Raw genomic sequence first — 18621 nt, forward strand, 5'->3', positions numbered from 1 at the left:
CCCGCCCGCCCGGCCCGGCCCCCCCCGCCGCCCTCCGCCCCGCCCCCCCCCCCCCCCCCCCCCCCCCCCCCCCCCCCCCCCCCCCCCCCCCCCCCCCCCCCCCCCCCCCCCCCCCCCCCCGCGGGTGCTCCTTCAGCTGACGTCCTCGTCCACCCAGTCCAGGGACTTGGTGACCGCCTTCTGCCAGTTGCGGTAGTTCCGCTCCCGCTCCTCGGCCGCCATCTGCGGCTCCCAGCGCTTGTCCTCGGCCCACTTGGCGGTCAGCTCGTCCAGGTCGGACCAGAAGCCCACCGCCAGCCCGGCCGCGTACGCGGCACCCAGCGCCGTCGTCTCGGCGATCTTCGGGCGGATGACCGGGACGTCGAGGAGGTCGGCCTGGAACTGCATGAGCAGCTCGTTGCCGACCATCCCGCCGTCCACCCGCAGCTCGGTCAGGTCGACGCCGGAGTCGGCGTCCATGGCGTCGAGCACCTCGCGGGTCTGGTAGGCGGTCGCCTCGAGCACCGCCCGGGCGAGGTGGCCCTTGTTGACGTACCGGGTCAGCCCGACGACGGCGCCGCGGGCGTCGGACCGCCAGTGCGGGGCGAACAGCCCGGAGAACGCCGGGACGAAGTACGAGCCGCCGTTGTCGTCGACGGTGCGGGCCAGGTCCTCGATCTCGGGAGCGCTCTTGATCATCCCGAGGTTGTCGCGCACCCACTGCACCAGCGAGCCGGTGACGGCGATCGAGCCCTCCAGGGCGTAGACCGGCTTGCCGTCACCGAGCTGGTAGCAGAGCGTGGTCAGCAGGCCGTTCTGCGACGGCACGGCCTCCTCGCCGGTGTTCAGCAGCATGAAGTTGCCGGTGCCGTAGGTGTTCTTGGCCATCCCCCGCTCGAAGCACACCTGCCCGAACGTCGCCGCCTGCTGGTCGCCCAGCGACCCGGCGATCGGCACGCCGGCCAGGAACCCGGCCTTGCGCCCCCGGCCGTACTCCTCGGAGTTGGACCGGATCTCCGGCAGCATCGACATCGGGATGCCCATCTCCTCCGCGATGGACTCGTCCCAGGCGAGCGTCCGGTAGTCCATGAGCATCGTGCGGGAGGCGTTGGAGACGTCGGTGAGGTGCTGGCCGCCGTCCGCGCCGCCGGTCATGTTCCACATCAGCCAGGAGTCGATGGTCCCCATGAGCAGCTCGCCGCGCTCGGCCCGCTCGCGGGCGCCCTCGACGTTGTCGAGGATCCAGCGGACCTTCGGCCCGGCGAAGTAGGTGGCCAGCGGCAGCCCGACCCGGTCCTTGTACCGGTCGGCGCCGCCCCCCAGCGCCCCGAGGTCCTCGATGATCTTCGTGGTGCGGGTGTCCTGCCAGACGATGGCGTTGTAGACCGGCTCGCCGGTCGCCCGGTCCCAGACGACGGCGGTCTCCCGCTGGTTGGTGATCCCGATGGCGACGATGTCCGAGGGGCCGGCGTCGCTGCGGGCGAGGGCCTGGCCGACCACCTCCCGGGTGTTGCGCCAGATCTCCATCGCGTCGTGCTCGACCCACCCGGCCCTCGGGAAGATCTGCTCGTGCTCCTTCTGCCCGACCGAGACCACCGCGCCGTCGTGATCGAAGATCATGCAGCGGGTGCTCGTGGTGCCCTGGTCGATGGCTGCGACGTACTGCGGCATGGGAGTTCCTCTCGGTTGGGCGGTCAGAAGGAGACGTGCGACAGGCCGCCCGCGAGGACGGCACCGATGATCGGGCCCACGATCGGCACCCAGGCGTAGCCCCAGTTGCTGTCGCCCTTGCCGCGGATGGGCAGGACGGCGTGGGCGAGGCGCGGGCCGAGGTCGCGGGCGGGGTTGATGGCGTAGCCGGTGGGCCCGCCGAGGGAGGCGCCGATGCCGACGACCAGCAGGGCGACGGCCAGCGGGCCGAGCTGGGTGGGCGTGTCCCCGAACCGCAGGATGATGTAGACGAGCACGAACGTGCCGATGACCTCGCTGACCACGTTGTCCTTGACCGTGCCCATGGCCGGCCCGGTGGCGAAGGTGCCCAGCTGGGTCCCGGCGGCCTCGGGGTCGTTGTAGTGCCCGTAGTAGGCCAGGTAGGCCAGCACCGCGCCGAGGAAGGCGCCGACCAGCTGGCCGGCGAAGTAGGTGAAGGTGGTGGCGACGGTGACGGGGATGCCGGGGCCGTACTCCTCGGTCCCGCTGACCCACAGGCCGACGGTGACGGCCGGGTTGATGTGCGCCCCGGAGGCCGCACCCGCGAAGACGCCGGCGAAGACCGCGAGCCCCCAGCCGAAGATGATGACGATCCAGCCGCTGCCGTTGCCCAAGGTCTTCGGCAGCACGACGTTGGCGACCACGCCGACACCGAGCAGGAGCAGGATGCCGGTGCCGAGCACTTCACTGAAGAAGACGGTCCAGAGGCTCGTGTCCACGTGTAGGGGCTCCTCCCAGGGGGTCCGCAGCACTGCGGACCGTGGATGTCGTCGGACCCCGGGTGATCACCACCGCCGGATCCGTCCCGCGGACCGTAGGAGCGCGACTGTGACGGGGACAACAGTTGCGGTTCGACATGATCGGACAGCGGTGGTCACGGCGCCCCCCAGCCGATGCTCAGCTGCACCGCCCGCTCCCACCGCGGGTACTCGGCGTCCAGCGCCTGGGCCCGCCCGGGCGAGGGCGACCACTGCGCCGCGCGGTGCCAGTTGCGGCGCAGCGCCGCGATGTCGGACCAGACGCCGACCGCGAGCCCGGCGGCGTACGCGGCCCCCAGCGAGACGGTCTCCCCCACCATCGGGCGGACCACCGGCGTGTCCAGCACGTCGGCGATGAACTGCATCAGCAGGTTGTTGGTGGTCATCCCGCCGTCCACCCGCAGCGCCGGCAGCGACAGGCCGGAGTCGGCCGCCATCGCGCGCACCACGTCCCGGGTCTGCCAGCCGGTCGCCTCCAGGACGGCCCGCGCCAGGTGCCCCTTGGTGACGTAGGAGGTCAGCCCGGCCACCAGCCCCCGTGCCTCGCCCCGCCAGTGCGGGGCGAGCAGGCCGGAGAACGCGGGGACGACGTAGCAGCCGCCGTTGTCCTCGACGGTGCGGGCCAGCGTCTCCACCTCGGGCGCGGTGCCGATGAGCCCGAGCCCGTCGCGGAGCCACTGCACCAGGGCGCCGGCGACCGCCACCGAGCCCTCCAGGGCGTACCGCACCGGCTCGCCCGCCAGCTGGTAGGCGACGGTGCTGATCGAACCCGAGCGCGTCTGCACCAGCTCGGTGCCGGTGTTCTGGAGCAGGAAGCTCCCGGTGCCGTAGGTGCACTTGGCCTCACCGGGCGCGAAGCAGGCCTGCCCGAACAGCGCCGCCTGCTGGTCCCCGAGCGCCCCGGCGATGGGCAGCGGCTGGGCGAGCGCGGTGGCCGGCCCCAGCAGGCCGACGGAGGGCCGGATCTCGGGCAGCATCGCCGCGGGGATGCCGAAGAAGTCCAGCAGGTCGGGGTCCCACGTGCAGCTGCGCACGTCCATCAGCAGGGTGCGGCTGGCGTTGGTGACGTCGGTGACGTGCCGGCCGCCGTCCGGACCGCCCGTGAGGTTCCAGATCAGCCAGGTCTCCATCGTCCCGAACAGCAGCTCGCCGCGTTCGGCCCGCTCCCGGGCGCGGGGGACGTTCTCGAGGATCCAGCGCAGCCGCGGCCCGGAGAAGTAGCCGGCGATCGCCATGCCGCTGCGCTCGCGGACGAGCTCGGCGTCCGGGCGGGCGCAGAGCTCGGTGACCAGGTCGGCGGTGCGGGTGTCCTGCCAGACGAGGGCGCGCAGCACGGGCCGGCCCGTCGCGCGGTCCCAGACGACGGTGGTCTCGCGCTGGTTGGCGATGCCGAGCGCGACGACGGTGCCCGCGGAGCCGACGTCGGCCAGCACCTGGTCGGCCGTCCCCCGGGTGTTCGCCCAGATCTCCATCGGGTCGTGCTCCACCCAGCCGGGCCGGGGGAAGTACTGCCGGTGCTCGCGCTGCCGGACGGCGACCATGCGGCCGCCGCGGTCGAAGACCAGGGAACGGGTCGACGTCGTCCCCTGGTCGACGGCGAGCACGTAGCGGTCAGGCACCGCCGTACCCCAGCTCGCGGGAGACGGCGGCGGCCGCGTCGGTCACCATGGTCAGCAGCAGGCCGCGCGGTGCGCCACGGCCGTCGAACAGCGAGGTCACCGGGCCGCTGACACCGAGGGCGGCCACGACGGGGCCGCCGGGCCCGCGGACGGGGGCGGCGATGCACCCGCGGCCGGCCTCGTGCTCCCCCCGCTCGGCGGCCCACCCCCGCGCGCGCACCTCCGCCAGCTCGGTGGCCCGGCCGTCGGTCGCGGTGCGCGCCGCCCGGTTCCCCGGCGCGTGCGCCAGGAGCACCTTGCCCAGGCCGGTCGTCCGGGCCGGCAGCGCGACCCCCACCTCGAGCACCTGCGCCGAGTCGTCCGGCCGGAAGATGTGGTGGACGACGACCACCTCGTCCTCGCCGGCGAGGGTGGCCAGCCGCACCGTGTGGCCGCTGCGGGCGGCCAGGGCGTCGGCCCAGTTCGAGGCCCGTGACCGCAGTTCGTTGACGTCCAGCCTGCTGCCCAGGTTGAGCAGCCCGGGGCCGACGCTGTACCGGCCGGTCTCCCGGTCCTGCGCCACGAACCCCACGTGCAGCAGCGTGCGGAGCAGGCCGTGGGTGGTGGTCTTGGCCAGACCGACGGCCTCGGCGATGTCCGTGACGCCGAGCGCCGCGCGCGCGCCCGCGACCACCTGGAGGATCGCCGCCGCCCGTTCGATGGACTGCACGGTGCCCGGCATGGCGCGACGCTAGGGCATCGGCGGCCTCCGTCGTCGATTTCGCGGTACGACGATGTCGGACCGAGGCGTTCGACGGCGTGCCCGGGACCGACCTACCGTGGCCGTAGCCGGGGGCCGGAGGAGCACGCCTGCCCCTGCGGCCGACGGCAGTGACACGGAGGTGCACGGGCACCCGGGCACCTCACCAGTGCGTCCCGCCCGGTGGGCGGGCATCCCCCGGGGAGTGCAGATGACGGCAGTACGCCCACTCGGACCCCAGCAGCGAGCGCAGGCCTGGGCCGAGCTCGCGGAGGGGGGCTTCGAGGTCCTCGTCGTCGGCGGCGGGGTGACCGGGGCCGGGGTGGCGCTGGACGCCGCGACCCGGGGCCTGCGTACCGCGCTGGTCGAGGCCCGTGACTTCGCGAGCGGCACCTCGTCCCGCTCCTCCAAGCTCTTCCACGGGGGGCTGCGCTACCTGGAGCAGCTCGACTTCGGCCTGGTCCGGGAGGCGCTGCACGAGCGCGACCTGTCGGTGAACCGGCTGGCCCCGCACCTGGTCAAGCCGGTGCCGTTCCTCTACCCGCTCACCCACCGCGGCTGGGAGCGGCCCTACGTGACCGCCGGGCTCGCGCTCTACGACGGGCTGGCCCGGCTCGGGGCGCTGTCCGAGCCGATGCCCGCGCAGAAGCACCTGACCCGCACCGGTGCCCGCCGGATGTTCCCCGCGCTCCGGCCCGACGCGCTCGTCGGCGCCGTCCGGTACTACGACGCCCAGGCCGACGACGCGCGGCACACCCTGACCGTGGCCCGCACCGCGGCCACCTACGGGGCGACCGTGCTCAACTCCGCCGAGGTCGTCGGCTTCGAGCACGCCGGCGGCCGGGTGGTCGGCGCGCGCGTCCGGGACGTGGAGACCGGCGAGGAGGTCGACGTCAGCAGCGAGGTCGTCGTCAACGCCACCGGGGTGTGGACCGACGACGTCCAGACGCTGGTCGGCGGGCGCGGCAGGTTCCACGTGCGCGCCAGCAAGGGCGTGCACATCGTCGTCCCCCGCGACCGGATCAACGGCGAGGCCGGGCTGATCCTGCGCACCGAAAAGTCGGTGCTGTTCGTCATCCCCTGGGGCAGCCACTGGATCGTCGGGACGACGGACACCGACTGGGAGCTGGACAAGGCGCACCCGGCGGCCAGCAAGGCCGACATCGACTACATCCTCGACCACGTCAACCGGGTGCTGTCGGTCCCGCTGACCCACGACGACATCACCGGGGTCTACGCCGGCCTGCGCCCGCTGCTGTCCGGGGAGAGCGAGTCGACCAGCCAGCTCTCCCGGGAGCACGCCGTCGCCCGGCCGATGCCGGGCGTGATCGCCGTGGCGGGCGGCAAGTACACGACCTACCGCCCCATGGCGGCGGACGCGGTCGACGCCGTGGCGCAGGACGTCAGCCGGACCGTGCCCCCGAGCGTCACGGAGAACATCCCGCTGGTGGGCGCCGAGGGCTACGCGGCGATGCTGAACAGCCTCGACGGCCTCTCCCGGCGCTGGGACATCCCGCGCTTCCGCGCCGAGCACCTGCTCAACCGGTTCGGATCGCTGACACCGGACGTCCTCGCGCTGGCCGAGGACCGGCCGGAGCTGCTGGAGCCGGTGCCCGGGGCCGAGGAGTACCTCATGGCCGAGATGGTGTGGGCCGCCGGGCACGAGGCGGCGCTGCACCTGGACGACCTGCTGGCCCGCCGCACCCGCATCTCCATCGAGACCCCGCACCGCGGCGTGGAGTGCGCCGAGCCGGTCGCCCGCGTGGTCGCCGACGTGCTGGGCTGGGACGAGCAGCGGATCGCCAACGAGGTGGCCAGCTACAGCGCGCGGGTGGAGGCCGAGCGCCGCTCGCAGACCGAGCCGGGCGATCAGGAGGCCGACGCCGCGCGGGTGGCGGCCCCGGACACGCGGGCCGTCGCGGTCGGCCGCGCGCTCGGGTAGCCGCCGTCCGCCTCAGCGGCGCGGCTGCCGTCCGGCGCCGACTCAGCGGCGCGGTGCCGTCCGGCGCCGCGCCTTGTCGGCGTACATGTCGTCGTCGGCGACCCGCACCACCCGCTCGTAGACCTCCTCGGGCCGCTCGCCGCCCGGGGCGGTGCCGATGCCGATGCTGATCCCGACCGGCACCCGCGTCCCGCCGAGCTCCAGCGGTTCGGTGACCGTCGTGCGCAGCCGGTCGGCGAGCGCCTGGGCGTCGGCCCGCTCGGTGTTCTCGCAGACGATGCTGAACTCGTCCCCGCCCAGGCGGGCCGCGGTGTCGCTCGCGCGCAGCACCGACCGCAGCCGCTCGGCGAACGAGACCAGCACCAGGTCGCCCATCGGGTGGCCCAGCTCGTCGTTGATCGCCTTGAAGCCGTCCAGGTCGATGATCAGCACGCAGGTAGGGGTGTTCTCGCGGCGGCCCCGGTCGAGCGCGTGCCGCAGCCGGTCGTGGAAGAGCAGCCGGTTGGGCAGCCCGGTGAGCGGGTCGTGCAGCGAGCGGTGCACCAGCTGCGCCTCGAGCGCCTTGCGCTCGGTGATGTCCTCGATGATGAGGACCAGGTGCGCGGCCTGGCCCTCGTCGCTCTCGGGCACCCACGAGGCGGTGATCTGCACCGGGAGGTCGCCGCCGTCCGCCCGTCGCAGGCGCGTCTCCAGGCGCATCGGGCGCTCCGGCCGGGCGATGAGCGAGGCGTGCGCCTCCCGGGCGACAGGAACCGCCTCCGGGTGGACGAAGTCCAGCACCGACCGGCCGTACATCTCGTCGGCGGGGCGGCCCAGCATGGTCGAGAGCGCCGGGTTGACGTCGACGAGCAGGCCCGCAGGGGTCGTCAGGGCGATCCCCATCGGCGCGTTGGCGAAGGCGCTCCGCCGATCCGCCGGGGGCAGCGCATCCGCCACCTCGATCACCTCACACCTCCCCGTGCTGGCGTCCATCTTGCTGGACGCGGACGACGATCCGCTGGCTGGGCCGCCTGCCGGGGTTCCCGGACGCCTGATCGGGGGAACCCGCCGCGGGCGGGGGAGGATGCGGGGGACGACCACGCCGGCGCCGAGGAGACGCAGATGAACGAGTTCGACCTGGTGCTGCCCAGCTCCGTCGACGTGCGCGAGGTGGGCATGCGCGACGGCCTGCAGCTGGAGGCCGCGGTGCCGCTGGAGGCAAAGCTCGCGATGCTGGAGGCGCTGGTCGCCACCGGCGTCCGCCGGATCGAGGCGACGTCGTTCGTCTCGCCGAAGGCGGTCCCCGCGCTCGCCGACGCCGACCAGGTGGCCGCGGAGCTGCAGCGGTGGCCGGAGGTCCACTGGTCGGCGCTGGTCGCCAACCCGCGCGGTGCCGTCCGCGCCGTGGACGCGGGCGTCGCCGACCTCGAGTACGTCGTCTCGGCCTCCGACGGGCACAGCCGCGCCAACGCGGACCGGAGCACCGCCGAGGCCGTCGGCGCCGTCGGGGAGATCGCCGCGCTGGCCCACGGCGCGGGTGGCTCCCTGGAGGTCATCATCGCCACCGCCTGGGACTGCCCCTTCGACGGTCGTACGCCGGTGGCCCGCACCGTCGACGTGGCGCGGGCGGCGGTCACCGCCGGCGCCGACCAGCTCTGCCTCGGCGACACGATCGGCACGACGACGCCGCTGCGCGTGGTCACGCTGGTGGACGCGGTCCGCCGCGCGTGCCCGGGCATCGCCGTCGGCGTGCACTTCCACGACACCCGGGGCACCGGGCAGGCCAACGCGCTCGCCGCGGTGCAGGCCGGGGTCACCCAGCTCGACTCCTCCATCGGCGGCCTCGGCGGCTGCCCCTTCGCGCCCGGGGCCAGCGGCAACATCGCCACCGAGGAGCTGGTCTACATGCTGGAGGAGTCCGGCGTGCGGACCGGGCTGGACCTCGACGCGCTGCTGGTGGCGGCGCGGGTGACGGAGCAGGCCGTCGGCCACGAGCTGCCGAGCTCGCTCTACCGCGCCGGTGGCCGGTCGGTGCCGCGCTCCGCGGGCGGGCGGTGATGGGCGCCGACGCCGTCTCCGAGCCGCCCCGGGTGGTCGACCCCCGGGTGATGCGCGAGGTCCTCGGGCACTTCGCCTCCGGGGTCACCGTGGTCACCGCCGACACCCCCGACGGGCCGATCGGCTTCACCTGCCAGTCCTTCAGCTCGCTCTCCCTCGACCCGCCGCTGGTCGCGCTGGCCCCCGCGCGGACCTCCCGCACCTGGGCCCGGCTGCGCGAGATCGGCCGGTTCTGCGTCAACGTGCTCGCCGAGGGCCAGGACGCCGTCTCGCAGAACTTCGCCCGCTCCGGCACGGACAAGTTCGCGGGGGTGCCGTGGACGCCGAGCGCGCACGGCTCCCCCGTGCTCGACGACGTCGTGGCCTGGATCGACGGCGAGCTGTGGGCCGAGTACGACGGCGGGGACCACACGATCGTCGTCGCCCGGGTCCTCGACCTCGGTGCGGTCCCCGACCGCCGGCCCCTGCTCTTCCACCGGGGGGCCTACGGCCTGCTGCGCGACGGCGAGGACTAGCCGCCCGGTTCGGGGGGCACAGCCGTGCACGGACGCGACACCGCGGACGCGAGGAGGCACCGATGGGACTGCTGGACCGGCTCTTCGGCCGCAGGCGGCGCGACGACCACGGATACGGCTACGGCCCGGCGCAGGGCCCGGGGGACGGTGGCTGGTACGCCGACGACCGGTCTCCGCGCGCACCCGGCTCGGCCGACGAGCAGGCGATCGAGCGCTACCGCTACCTGCTGCGCACCGCCCCGCCGGACCAGATCGAGCAGGCGCACGCCGAGGCGTTCGCCCAGCTCACCCCCGAGCAGCGCGCCCAGGTGCTGGCCCGGCTCAGCGAGGCGGTATCCACCGGCGAGCGGCCGGCCGGCGACGACCCGCGGACGCTCGCCCGCGCCGCCACCCGCGCCGAGCTGCGGCAGCCGGGCTTCATGGAGCGCACCTTCAGCGGCCCGGCGCACGGCCCGGGGTACGGCCCGGGGCGCGGCTACGGCGGTCCCGGGATGGGCAGCATGATCGGCGGCAGCATGCTCGGCACCATCGGGGGGCTGGTCATCGGCACGGCGGTCGCCGACGCGCTGTTCGACACCGGGCTCGGCGACGGCGGGCTCTTCGGCGGCGGCGACGAGGAGGCCTACGCGGCCGGCTACGAGGACGGCGCCGGCGGCGGGTACGAGGACCCCGGGGCCGGCTACGGGGGCGACTACGGCGGCGGCGACTTCGGGGGCGGGGACTTCGGCGGGGGCGACTTCGGCGGCGGGGACTTCTAGACCCGGCGGCGGCGGAGCAGCAGCAGGCCGAGCACCGGCAGCACCAGCGGTACGTAGCCGTACCCCCGGCCGAACGCGGACCAGACCGTCTCGTCCGGGAACGCCGCCGGGTCCGCGAGCGACAGGGTGCCGACGACGAGCACGCCCACCAGCTCGACGAGGATCGCGACCAGGGCGGTCCGCCGCCCCCCGCGGCCGCCGCGGGCCAGGCCCACGGTCGCCACGACGTACACCGCCGCCGCGAACGCCGAGAGCAGGTAGGCCAGCGGCGCCTCGTCGAAGCGGGTGGCCAGTTGCACCCCGGCCCGCGACCCCGCCGCGAGCGCGAAGATCCCGTAGACGAGCACCAGCACCCGGGCCGGCCCCGTCGTCCCGCCCGCGGGCGCCGCCTCGGCGGGGCCGCCCAGCCCGCGCTCACGCACCGGTGGCCTCCCAGAGCTGCAGCAGCCGCCACACCATGACGCCGACGGCGGCGCCCGCCACCGCCAGCACGGTCCCCGCCCAGCGGGTGCGCTCGCCCCGTGCCCACAGCACCCCGGCGAGCGGGATCAGCACGACGCCGACGAGGTAGCCCAGGAACGTGGGGGTGTCGGCCGGGGTGCCCCCGCCCATCCGCGCGACGGCGAGGACCGCCTGCACCAGCAGGAGGGCCTCCAGCACCGCGGCGGCGGCCAGGTGCACCAGGCCGATCCGGCGGCGCGCGACCGTGGAGGCCAGGCCCGCGAGGACGACGAGGGCCGCGACCGCGGTGATCGCGACGACGAGGGGGAGCGTCACGGGCGCCGCGCGGACGGGACGGGGACGAGCACGCCGCCATGATCCCGCCCCCGGGGGCGCGGGCGGCCGGGGGGTCGAGCCCGGAGCGGCGTCCGCCGGACCCGGTAGAGACGCGCCAGGACCGGTATGGCAGCTTAGGGACGCCTTACTAAGGCATACCTACCCTCAGTCCGACAGGAGCACGATGCGCACCGCCGCCCGGCCGCTCGCGGCCCTCGCCCTCCCCGTCGTCCTCGCGCTCTCCGCGTGCGGCGGGGACGCCGACGCCGAGACCGCCGCCACCACCGGGGCCGAGACGGTCTCGTTCACCTGGGACCGCAACGTCGCCGGCGAGGACGAGGACCCGCGCTACGAGGAGACCACGGTCGAGGTCCCCAGGAACCCCGAGAAGATCGTCACCTTCGACATCGCCAGCCTCGACACCATCGGTGCGCTGGGCGGCGAGGTCGCCGGCGCACCGCTGGAGTCCGTGCCGGAGTACCTCCAGGGCTACCTGGCCGACGACGCGTTCAACGCCGGCACCCTCTTCGAGGCCGACCTCGTCGAGATCGAGGCCCAGCAGCCCGATCTGATCGTCGTCGCCAACCGGTCGGCGGCGCTGTACGAGGACCTGAGCGAGATCGCCCCCACGGTGGACCTCAGCCTGCGCGGCTCCTACACCGACAACCTGGAGCGCACCACCACGTTCCTGGGTGAGGTGCTGGGCGCCGAGGACGAGGCCGCCGCGGCGCTGGAGGAGATCGACGCGGGCATCGAGGAGGCGCGGGCCGCCACCGCCGACGCCGGTGCGGGCCTCGGGCTCATGGTCGCGGGCGGCGAGCTCAGCGCGATGGCCCCCGCGGGGGAGGACGCCGTCGGCCCGGCCGTCCGCGGTGGCCTGATCTACGACGTGTTCGGCGTGGAGCCCGCCGTCGAGGACGTCGAGGCGGCCACCCACGGCGAGCCCGTCTCCTTCGAGTTCCTCCTCGAGACCGACCCCGACACGCTCTGGGTCGTCGACCGGGACGCCGCCACGGGTGAGGGGGGCGCGCAGCCGGCCGCGGCGGTGCTCGACAACGAGATCGTCCGGCAGACGACCGCCGCGCGGGAGGACCGGATCGTCTACCTCGACCCGCAGGCCTGGTACATCGTGTTCGGCGGTCTGGACACCACGCGGATCATGATCGACGACGTCCTCCAGATCGCGGAGTGACCGACCGGACCGACGCCGCGCAGCGCGCCTGCCGCCCGTGACAGCGCTCGCGCCGGCACCGACGAGCACCCCCGCCCGGGTGCGGCCCAGCCGCCGCACGTGGGTGGGGGTGCTCGTCGGCGTCCTGCTCGTCCTCCTCGCCGTCACGAGCCTGTTCGTCGGGGTCTCCGACGTCACCCCGGCGTCGCTGCTGGCCGGCGGCGCCGAGAGCGACGCGGCCTTCCTGCTGGCGGCCAGCCGGATCCCGCGGACGGTCGCCGTCGTGCTGGTCGGCGCCTCCCTGGGCATCGCCGGGCTCATCCTGCAGATGCTCGTGCGCAACAAGTTCGTGGAACCCGGCACGACCGGGGTCACGGAGTTCGCGACCCTCGGCGCCCTGGTCACCATGGTCTTCGTCCCGGGCATGGCCGTCCTGGGCAAGATGGGCGTCGCCGCCGCGTTCGGCCTCCTCGGCACCTGGGTCTTCCTCCGGGTGGTCCGCGTCGTGCCGGTGCGCCAGCTGGTGCTCGTCCCGCTGGTCGGCCTCATGCTCGGCGGCGTCGTCGCCTCGGTGACCGTCTTCTTCGCCTACCGCCTGGACCTGCTGCAGTCCCTCCAGCAGTGGTCGCAGGGCAGCTTCGCCAGCGTCATGCAGGGCCGGTACGAGCTGGTCTGGATCGCGGGCCTGATGGTCGTCGTCGCCTGGATCGCCGCCGACCGCTTCAGCGTGATCGGCCTCGGCGAGGAGTTCGCCACCAACCTCGGCCTCGCCTACCGGCGGGTGGTCGCCATCGGCATGGTGGTCGTCGCGGTGATCACCGCGGCGGTGCTCGTGACGGCGGGGATGATCCCCTTCCTCGGGCTCGTCGTCCCGAACGTCGTCAGCCTCCTGGTCGGGGACAACGTGCGCCGCGCGATCCCCTGGGTGGCGGGGCTCGGGGCGGTCTTCGTCGTGGCCTGCGACATCCTCGCGCGGGTCCTGCGCTTCCCGTACGAGATCCCGCTGTCGCTCATCGTCGGCATCATCGGCGCGGCGCTGTTCCTCTGGCTGCTGCTGCGGAGGAGGAGCCGTGCTCACTGACCCCGCCACCGCGGCCTCCGGCGGCGCCGCGACGACCGCCGACCCCGCTCCGGCGCCCGGCTCCCCGCCCGACCACGGTCGGCGCACCCGGACCGGCGCGCGCCTGGCCGCGGCCTGGGAGCGGCCGCCCGTGCGACTGGCGGTCCTCGGCGCCGTCGTGCTGGGGCTCACGGCGCTCTACCTGTTCACCGACGTCCCCGGCTCGCTCGCCTTCGCGGTGGAGATCCGCAGCCTGGCGCTGGCCGCGATGCTCGTCGTCGCGGCGTCGGTCGGGGTCTCGACGGTGGTCTTCCACACGATCACCCAGAACCGCATCCTCACCCCCGCGATCATGGGGTTCGACGCGTTCTACCTGCTGATCTCCACCGTGATCGTCTTCGTCGCGGGGTCGGCGGCCTTCCTCGCCGCGGACGGGCTCACCCTGTGGCTGGTGCAGGTCGCCGTCATGGTCGCCTTCAGCGTCGCGCTCTTCACCTGGCTCTTCGGCGGCAAGCGGCGCTCGATCCACCTCATGCTGCTGGTGGGCATCGTGCTCGGCACCTTCTTCCGCGCCGTCACCGAGTGGATGCAGCGGATGCTCGACCCGCTGGACTTCCAGGTGCTCTCCGACGCGATGTTCGCCTCGCTCACCCGGCCCGACGAGCTGCTGCTGGTCCTCACCGCGGCCCTCGTCGTCCTCGGCTGCGCCGCCGTCGTCCCGCTGATGCGGACGCTGGACGTGCTGACGCTGGGTGCACCGGCCGCGGTCGGCCTGGGGGTGGACCACCGGCGCGTGGTCATGGCCCTGTTCACCGTCGTCTCGGTGATGGTGGCCGCCTCGACGGCGCTGGTCGGGCCGATCCTGTTCTTCGGCCTGATCGTGGCGAACCTGGCCTACCCGTACGCGCGGTCGTTCCGGCACGCGTGGACGCTGCCCACCGCGGTGCTGATCGGGATGGTCTGCCTGCTCGGCGGCCAGCTGGTGCTCGACCGGGTGTTCGACTTCGGCGGCACGCTCTCCACGATCATCGAGTTCGCCGGCGGCCTGTTCTTCCTGTACCTCGTGCTGCGGAAGGGGGCGCGGTGATCGCGCTCGAGAACGCGACCAAGCGCTACGGCCGCCAGGCGGTGGTCGACGACGTCTCCCTGGAGCTGGGCGGGGACGGCGTGACGGCGCTCATCGGCCCGAACGGTGCGGGGAAGTCCACGCTCTTCGCGCTGGTCGGCCGGCTCCTCGCGCCGGACGCCGGGCGCATCGCGGTGGACGGCATGGACGTCGCGACGACGCCGTCGCACCAGCTGGCGAAGGTGCTGGCGGTGCTGCGGCAGGACAACCACGTCGCCGCGCGGCTGACGGTGCACGACCTCGTGGAGTTCGGCCGCTTCCCGCACTCGCGGGGCCGGCTCACGGTGCACGACCGGGAGCACATCGAGCGGGCGATCAGCTACCTGGACCTCGAGGGCTACCGGCACCGGTTCCTCGACGAGCTCTCCGGCGGGCAGCGCCAGCGGGCATTCATCGCGATGGTGCTCGCGCAGGACACCAAGTACGTGCTGCTCGACGAGCCGCTGAACAACCTGGACCTGCGGCACATGACCGAGATCATGCGGCTCCTGCGGCAGCTGGCCGACGAGCTCGGCAAGCGGGTGGTCACCGTGCTGCACGACATCAACTTCGCGGCGACCTACGCCGACCGGATCGTCGCGATGCGCGACGGCGTGGTGGTCGCCGACGGGCCGGCGCGGGAGATCATGCGGCCCGAGGTGCTGGCCGCGGTCTACGACACCACCGTGGACGTCCGCGAGATCGACGGCCGCCCGGTCGCCCTCTACTACGGCTGACCCGCTGGGATCAGGTGCCCTGATCGTCGCGCGTCCTCCCTCACGGTGTGCGGTGAGGGAGGACGCGCCGCGCTGAGGGAGGACGCAGCGGGGGGACGCCGGACCGCCGCCCCCGCGAGTTGCCCGTAACTGTCCAGTAACCCCTACGGCGCCGCCTCGTTGTCCGGTCACGTCCGCCGGATCCCCGAGGAGCGCCATGAACCCGTCGTCCCGTCGTCTGCTCGGGGTGGTGTCCGGCGCCGTGGTCGCCGGCGCCCTCCTCGCCGCCCCCGCGCAGGCGGACCCCGCTCCCCCGCCCGCGCCGGTCCAGGACTTCCTGGCCGACCAGCTCGCCGGCCTGGGCGCGGCCGTCCCGACGACGGTCATGGTTCACGGCACCGACGTCGCCGCAGCACGCGCCGCCGTCGCCGCGACCGGCATGCGCACCGTCACGGAGTACGAGCGCATCGGCGTGGTCGTCGCCTCGGGCACCGCCGATCAGGTCGAGGCCGCCCGCAGCCGGCCCGGCGTCACCTACCTCGAGGGCAACGCCCCCATCGAGTTCGCCCAGGAGACGTCGAACCTCGCCACCCGCGGCGCCGAGGCCGCCGCCACGCTCACCGGCGCGGACGGCTCGCCGCTCGACGGCCGCGGAGTATCGGTCGCGGTCATCGACTCCGGCGTCGACCCGGACCACCCCTACTTCCGCCGGCCCGACGGCGGCAGCGCGGTGGTCGCCAACCTCAAGAGCGTCTGCCTCGTCGAGACCACCGCGGGCCCCGACTGCGTCGTCCGCGTTCCCTCGGCGGTGGACACCGACACCCTCTCCGTCGGCGGCCACGGCACGCACGTGAGCGGCATCGTCGCCGGCCGACCCACGACGCTGGCGGACGGCGGGCAGGTCCAGGGCGCCGCGCCCGGGGCGAGCCTGGTCTCCATCTCGACCGGTGCGGTCCTGCTCATCGTCGGCGCGGACTCCGCGCTCAACTGGGTCCTGGAGAACCACGAGGCCCCGTGCGGTGACGGCGTCCCCGCCGACGTCTGCCCGCCGATCAAGGTGACGAACAACAGCTACGGCCCCTCCGGCGGAGGGGAGTTCGACCCGAACTCCGCCACGGTCAAGCTGCAGCGCGCGCTGGCCGCCGAGGGCGTGGTCACGGTGTGGGCGGCCGGCAACGACGGCGGCGACGGCTCGGCGTCGCTCACCAACCCGCCCGGGCAGGACCCGACGGGCGGCATCCTGTCGGTCGCCTCGTACTCCGACCAGGACACCGGCACCCGGGACGGCGTGGTCAGCGACTACTCCTCGCGCGGCGCGGCGGCCGACCCCTCGACCTGGCCGGACCTCTCCGCCCCGGGCGAGGGCATCACGTCGGCCTGCCGTCCGTACCTGCCGATCTGCGCGACCGGCCTGGACTTCCGCAACGGCCCGGGCCTGCTCGACGTCGGCACGTTCAACACCATCAGCGGGACGTCGATGGCCGCGCCGCACGTCGCCGGCATCGTCGCGCAGCTCTTCCAGGCCGACCCGTCGGCCACCCCGGCGGAGATCGAGGCCGCGCTCAAGGGCACCGCGTACCGCTTCGCCGACGGCGCCGCCTACGAGGCGGTCGGCGGCTACGAGACGTCCTTCGACAAGGGCACCGGCCTGGTCGACGTCGTCGCCGCCACGGAGGCGCTCACCGCGGGCTGACCCCGGGGCGGCGCCGCGACGATCAGGTGAGGTGATCGTGCCGCGTCCTCCCTCACGGCCGGCGGTGAGGGAGGACACCGCGCGGTGAGGGAGGACCCGCGGCCGCGGGAGGACGATCCGGGGTGGCGGAAGGCCTCGGGGTGCGCCCGTGCGCGGTTCCACGTGGAACAGGCGTGAGGTGCGCCACGCTCGGGCTCCGACGGGTGACCCCGGCCTGCGGTCGGGCCGGGTCAGGAGTTAGATCGTTGTGCATGTGCGGCCTCTGCGGCGAGATCACGTTCGACGGGACCACGGCCGACACGACCGCGGTAGCCCGCATGGTCGAGGCCCTGGTCCCCCGCGGCCCGGACGGGCAGGGATCCTGGAGCAACGGGCGGGTGGCCTTCGGGCACCGCCGCCTCTCGGTCATCGACCTGTCCACCTGCGGGTCCCAGCCCATGGTCGACAACGAGCTGGGGCTGACCGCGGTCTTCAACGGCTGCATCTACGACTACCAGGAGCTGCGGGCCGAGCTCGAGGGCCACGGCTACCGCTTCTTCTCCCACAGCGACACCGAGGTGATCCTCAAGGGCTACCACCACTGGGGCACCGACGTCGTCTCGCACCTGCACGGCATGTTCGCCTTCGTCATCGCCGAACGGGACACCGGCCGCGTCGTCATGGCGCGCGACCGGCTGGGCATCAAGCCGCTCTACCTCTCCGAGACCCCGGGTCGGCGGCTGCGGTTCGCCTCCACGCTGCCGGCGCTGCTGCGCGCCGGTGACGTCGACACCTCGATCGACCCCGTCGCGCTGCACCACTACCTGACCTGGCACGCCGTCGTCCCGGCCCCGCGGACCATCCTCAACGGCGTCCGCAAGCTCCCCCCGGCCACCGTCCGCGTCATCGAGGCCGACGGCGCGAGCACCGAGCACCGGTACTGGGAGGCGCGGTACGAGCGCCGGGCCGAGCAGGCGGGCTGGTCGGCCCGCGACTGGGAGGACGCGATCGAGGACGCCCTGCGCGTCGCCGTGCGTCGCCGGCTGGTCGCCGACACCCCGGTCGGCGTGCTCCTCTCCGGCGGTCTCGACTCCAGCCTCATCGTCGGCCTGCTGGCGCAGGAGGGGCAGACCGGCCTGGCCACCTACTCGATCGGCTTCGAGTCCGTCGGCGGCCGCGAGGGCGACGAGTTCGCCTACTCCGACGTCATCGCCGAGCGCTTCGCCACCGACCACCACCGCATCCGTGTCGGCTCCGACGAGCTCGCCGGCGCGCTCGGGCACGCGATCGGCGCCATGGCCGAGCCGATGGTGAGCCACGACGTCGTCGCCTTCGATCTCCTCAGCGAGCGGGTGAGCCAGTCCATCAAGGTGGTGCAGTCCGGGCAGGGGGCCGACGAGGTCTTCGCCGGCTACCACTGGTACCCGCCGCTGGCGGGCGTCGGCCGCGAGGAGGCGGTGCGCACCTACGCGCGGGCCTTCTTCGACCGCGACCACGAGCAGATGCGGTCGGTCGTCTCCGATCGGTACGCGCTCGCCGAGGACCCGAGCCTGGCCTTCGTCCGCGCCCACATGTCCGCCCCCGGTGCCGAGACGGCCGTCGACGCCGCGCTGCGCCTGGACAGCGAGGTCATGCTCGTCGACGACCCGGTCAAGCGGGTGGACAACATGTCCATGGCCTGGGGCCTGGAGGCCCGGGTGCCCTTCCTCGACCACGACCTGGTGGAGCTGGCGGCGATGTGCCCGCCGGAGCTGAAGCTCGCCGACGGCGGCAAGGGCGTCCTCAAGGCGATCGGGCGGCGGATCATCCCGCCGGAGGTCATCGACCGCCCCAAGGGCTACTTCCCGGTGCCGGCGATCACCCACCTGCAGGGCAAGGTGCTCGACCTGGTCAAGGACGCCCTCTCCAGCGAGGCGGCCGCCGACCGCGGCCTGTACCGCCCGGAGTACGTCCGCGAGCTCCTCGCCGACCCCAACGGCGAGCTGACCCCGTTGCGGGGCAACAAGCTCTGGCAACTGGGCCTGCTGGAGCTCTGGTTGCAGACGAACGCGGTCTGAGGAGAT

17 protein-coding genes are annotated in these 18621 nt (G+C 74.1%); 10 read left to right on the forward strand and 7 right to left on the reverse strand.

Annotation, left to right across the window (positions count from 1 at the left end; all coding sequences use genetic code 11):
- Positions 1–132 precede the first annotated feature (132 nt).
- The 4 genes from glpK (ACI79P_RS06570) to ACI79P_RS06585 all read right to left on the reverse strand — a co-directional run bounded on the left by glpK (ACI79P_RS06570) (position 133) and on the right by ACI79P_RS06585 (position 4787).
- Positions 133–1650 carry a glycerol kinase GlpK gene (gene glpK, locus ACI79P_RS06570; RefSeq protein ID WP_456580223.1) on the reverse strand — a complete coding sequence of 506 codons (1518 nt, stop codon included), beginning with the start codon at positions 1648–1650 and terminating at the stop codon, positions 133–135.
- A gap of 23 nt (positions 1651–1673) precedes the next feature.
- Entirely contained in the window at positions 1674–2408 is a 735-nt protein-coding gene (locus tag ACI79P_RS06575) for an MIP/aquaporin family protein (protein WP_456580224.1), read from the reverse strand.
- Between the two features lie 155 nt (positions 2409–2563).
- Positions 2564–4066 carry a glycerol kinase GlpK gene (glpK, locus tag ACI79P_RS06580; RefSeq protein ID WP_456580225.1) on the reverse strand — a complete coding sequence of 501 codons (1503 nt, stop codon included), beginning with the start codon at positions 4064–4066 and terminating at the stop codon, positions 2564–2566.
- Entirely contained in the window at positions 4059–4787 is a 729-nt protein-coding gene (locus ACI79P_RS06585; protein WP_456580226.1) for an IclR family transcriptional regulator, read from the reverse strand. Before ACI79P_RS06585 ends, glpK (ACI79P_RS06580) begins: the two co-directional genes overlap by 8 nt.
- Positions 4788–5016: 229 nt before the next feature.
- On the opposite strand from ACI79P_RS06585, the gene ACI79P_RS06590 reads away from it, so the two are divergent.
- Positions 5017–6747 (forward strand): glycerol-3-phosphate dehydrogenase/oxidase, encoded by a 1731-nt coding sequence (locus ACI79P_RS06590; protein ID WP_456580227.1) that lies wholly within the window; start codon positions 5017–5019, stop codon positions 6745–6747.
- Between the two features lie 42 nt (positions 6748–6789).
- On the opposite strand, the gene ACI79P_RS06595 is transcribed toward ACI79P_RS06590, so the two are convergent.
- Entirely contained in the window at positions 6790–7692 is a 903-nt protein-coding gene (locus ACI79P_RS06595) for a GGDEF domain-containing protein (RefSeq protein WP_456580228.1), read from the reverse strand.
- A 156-nt stretch (positions 7693–7848) separates the two neighbouring features.
- Between ACI79P_RS06595 and ACI79P_RS06600 the strand changes: the two genes are divergently transcribed.
- From ACI79P_RS06600 to ACI79P_RS06610, 3 genes are all read left to right on the forward strand, one after another.
- Positions 7849–8784: a hydroxymethylglutaryl-CoA lyase gene (locus tag ACI79P_RS06600; RefSeq protein ID WP_456580229.1), complete on the forward strand. Its 936-nt coding sequence runs from the start codon at positions 7849–7851 to the stop codon at positions 8782–8784.
- A complete protein-coding gene (locus ACI79P_RS06605) occupies positions 8784–9299 on the forward strand; it encodes a flavin reductase family protein (RefSeq protein WP_456580230.1) in 516 nt (171 codons plus the stop codon). The genes ACI79P_RS06600 and ACI79P_RS06605 overlap by 1 nt, the downstream gene beginning before the upstream one ends.
- A 62-nt stretch (positions 9300–9361) precedes the next feature.
- Positions 9362–10057 carry a hypothetical protein gene (locus tag ACI79P_RS06610; RefSeq protein WP_456580231.1) on the forward strand — a complete coding sequence of 232 codons (696 nt, stop codon included), beginning with the start codon at positions 9362–9364 and terminating at the stop codon, positions 10055–10057.
- Here the strand turns inward: ACI79P_RS06610 and ACI79P_RS06615 are convergent.
- Together ACI79P_RS06615 and ACI79P_RS06620 are read right to left on the reverse strand one after the other, a co-directional pair.
- On the reverse strand, positions 10054–10479 hold the full coding sequence (locus ACI79P_RS06615; RefSeq protein WP_456580232.1) for a hypothetical protein: 426 nt from the start codon (positions 10477–10479) through the stop codon (positions 10054–10056). The two genes, ACI79P_RS06610 and ACI79P_RS06615, sit on opposite strands and share 4 nt — an antisense overlap.
- The gene (locus ACI79P_RS06620) at positions 10472–10834 is read right to left on the reverse strand and encodes a hypothetical protein (protein WP_456580233.1); all 363 of its coding nucleotides are present in this window, start codon (positions 10832–10834) and stop codon (positions 10472–10474) included. Before ACI79P_RS06620 ends, ACI79P_RS06615 begins: the two co-directional genes overlap by 8 nt.
- Before the next feature lie 184 nt (positions 10835–11018).
- Between ACI79P_RS06620 and ACI79P_RS06625 the strand changes: the two genes are divergently transcribed.
- The 6 genes from ACI79P_RS06625 (at position 11019) to ACI79P_RS06650 (ending at position 18615) form a co-directional block, all read left to right on the forward strand.
- Positions 11019–12026, forward strand: coding sequence for a siderophore ABC transporter substrate-binding protein (locus ACI79P_RS06625; protein ID WP_456580234.1), 1008 nt, complete (start codon positions 11019–11021; stop codon positions 12024–12026).
- Positions 12027–12063: 37 nt separating this feature from the next.
- The gene (locus tag ACI79P_RS06630) at positions 12064–13086 is read left to right on the forward strand and encodes an ABC transporter permease (RefSeq protein ID WP_456580235.1); all 1023 of its coding nucleotides are present in this window, start codon (positions 12064–12066) and stop codon (positions 13084–13086) included.
- A complete protein-coding gene (locus tag ACI79P_RS06635) occupies positions 13076–14152 on the forward strand; it encodes an iron chelate uptake ABC transporter family permease subunit (protein ID WP_456580236.1) in 1077 nt (358 codons plus the stop codon). Before ACI79P_RS06630 ends, ACI79P_RS06635 begins: the two co-directional genes overlap by 11 nt.
- Complete coding sequence (locus ACI79P_RS06640) at positions 14149–14907, forward strand: iron ABC transporter ATP-binding protein (RefSeq protein ID WP_456580237.1); 759 nt, start codon at positions 14149–14151, stop codon at positions 14905–14907. Before ACI79P_RS06635 ends, ACI79P_RS06640 begins: the two co-directional genes overlap by 4 nt.
- Positions 14908–15103: 196 nt before the next feature.
- Positions 15104–16579 (forward strand): S8 family serine peptidase, encoded by a 1476-nt coding sequence (locus tag ACI79P_RS06645; protein WP_456580238.1) that lies wholly within the window; start codon positions 15104–15106, stop codon positions 16577–16579.
- Between the two features lie 251 nt (positions 16580–16830).
- Entirely contained in the window at positions 16831–18615 is a 1785-nt protein-coding gene (locus ACI79P_RS06650) for an N-acetylglutaminylglutamine amidotransferase (RefSeq protein WP_456580239.1), read from the forward strand.
- Positions 18616–18621 lie beyond the last annotated feature (6 nt).

Source organism: Blastococcus sp. SYSU DS0510, from assembly GCF_054050835.1.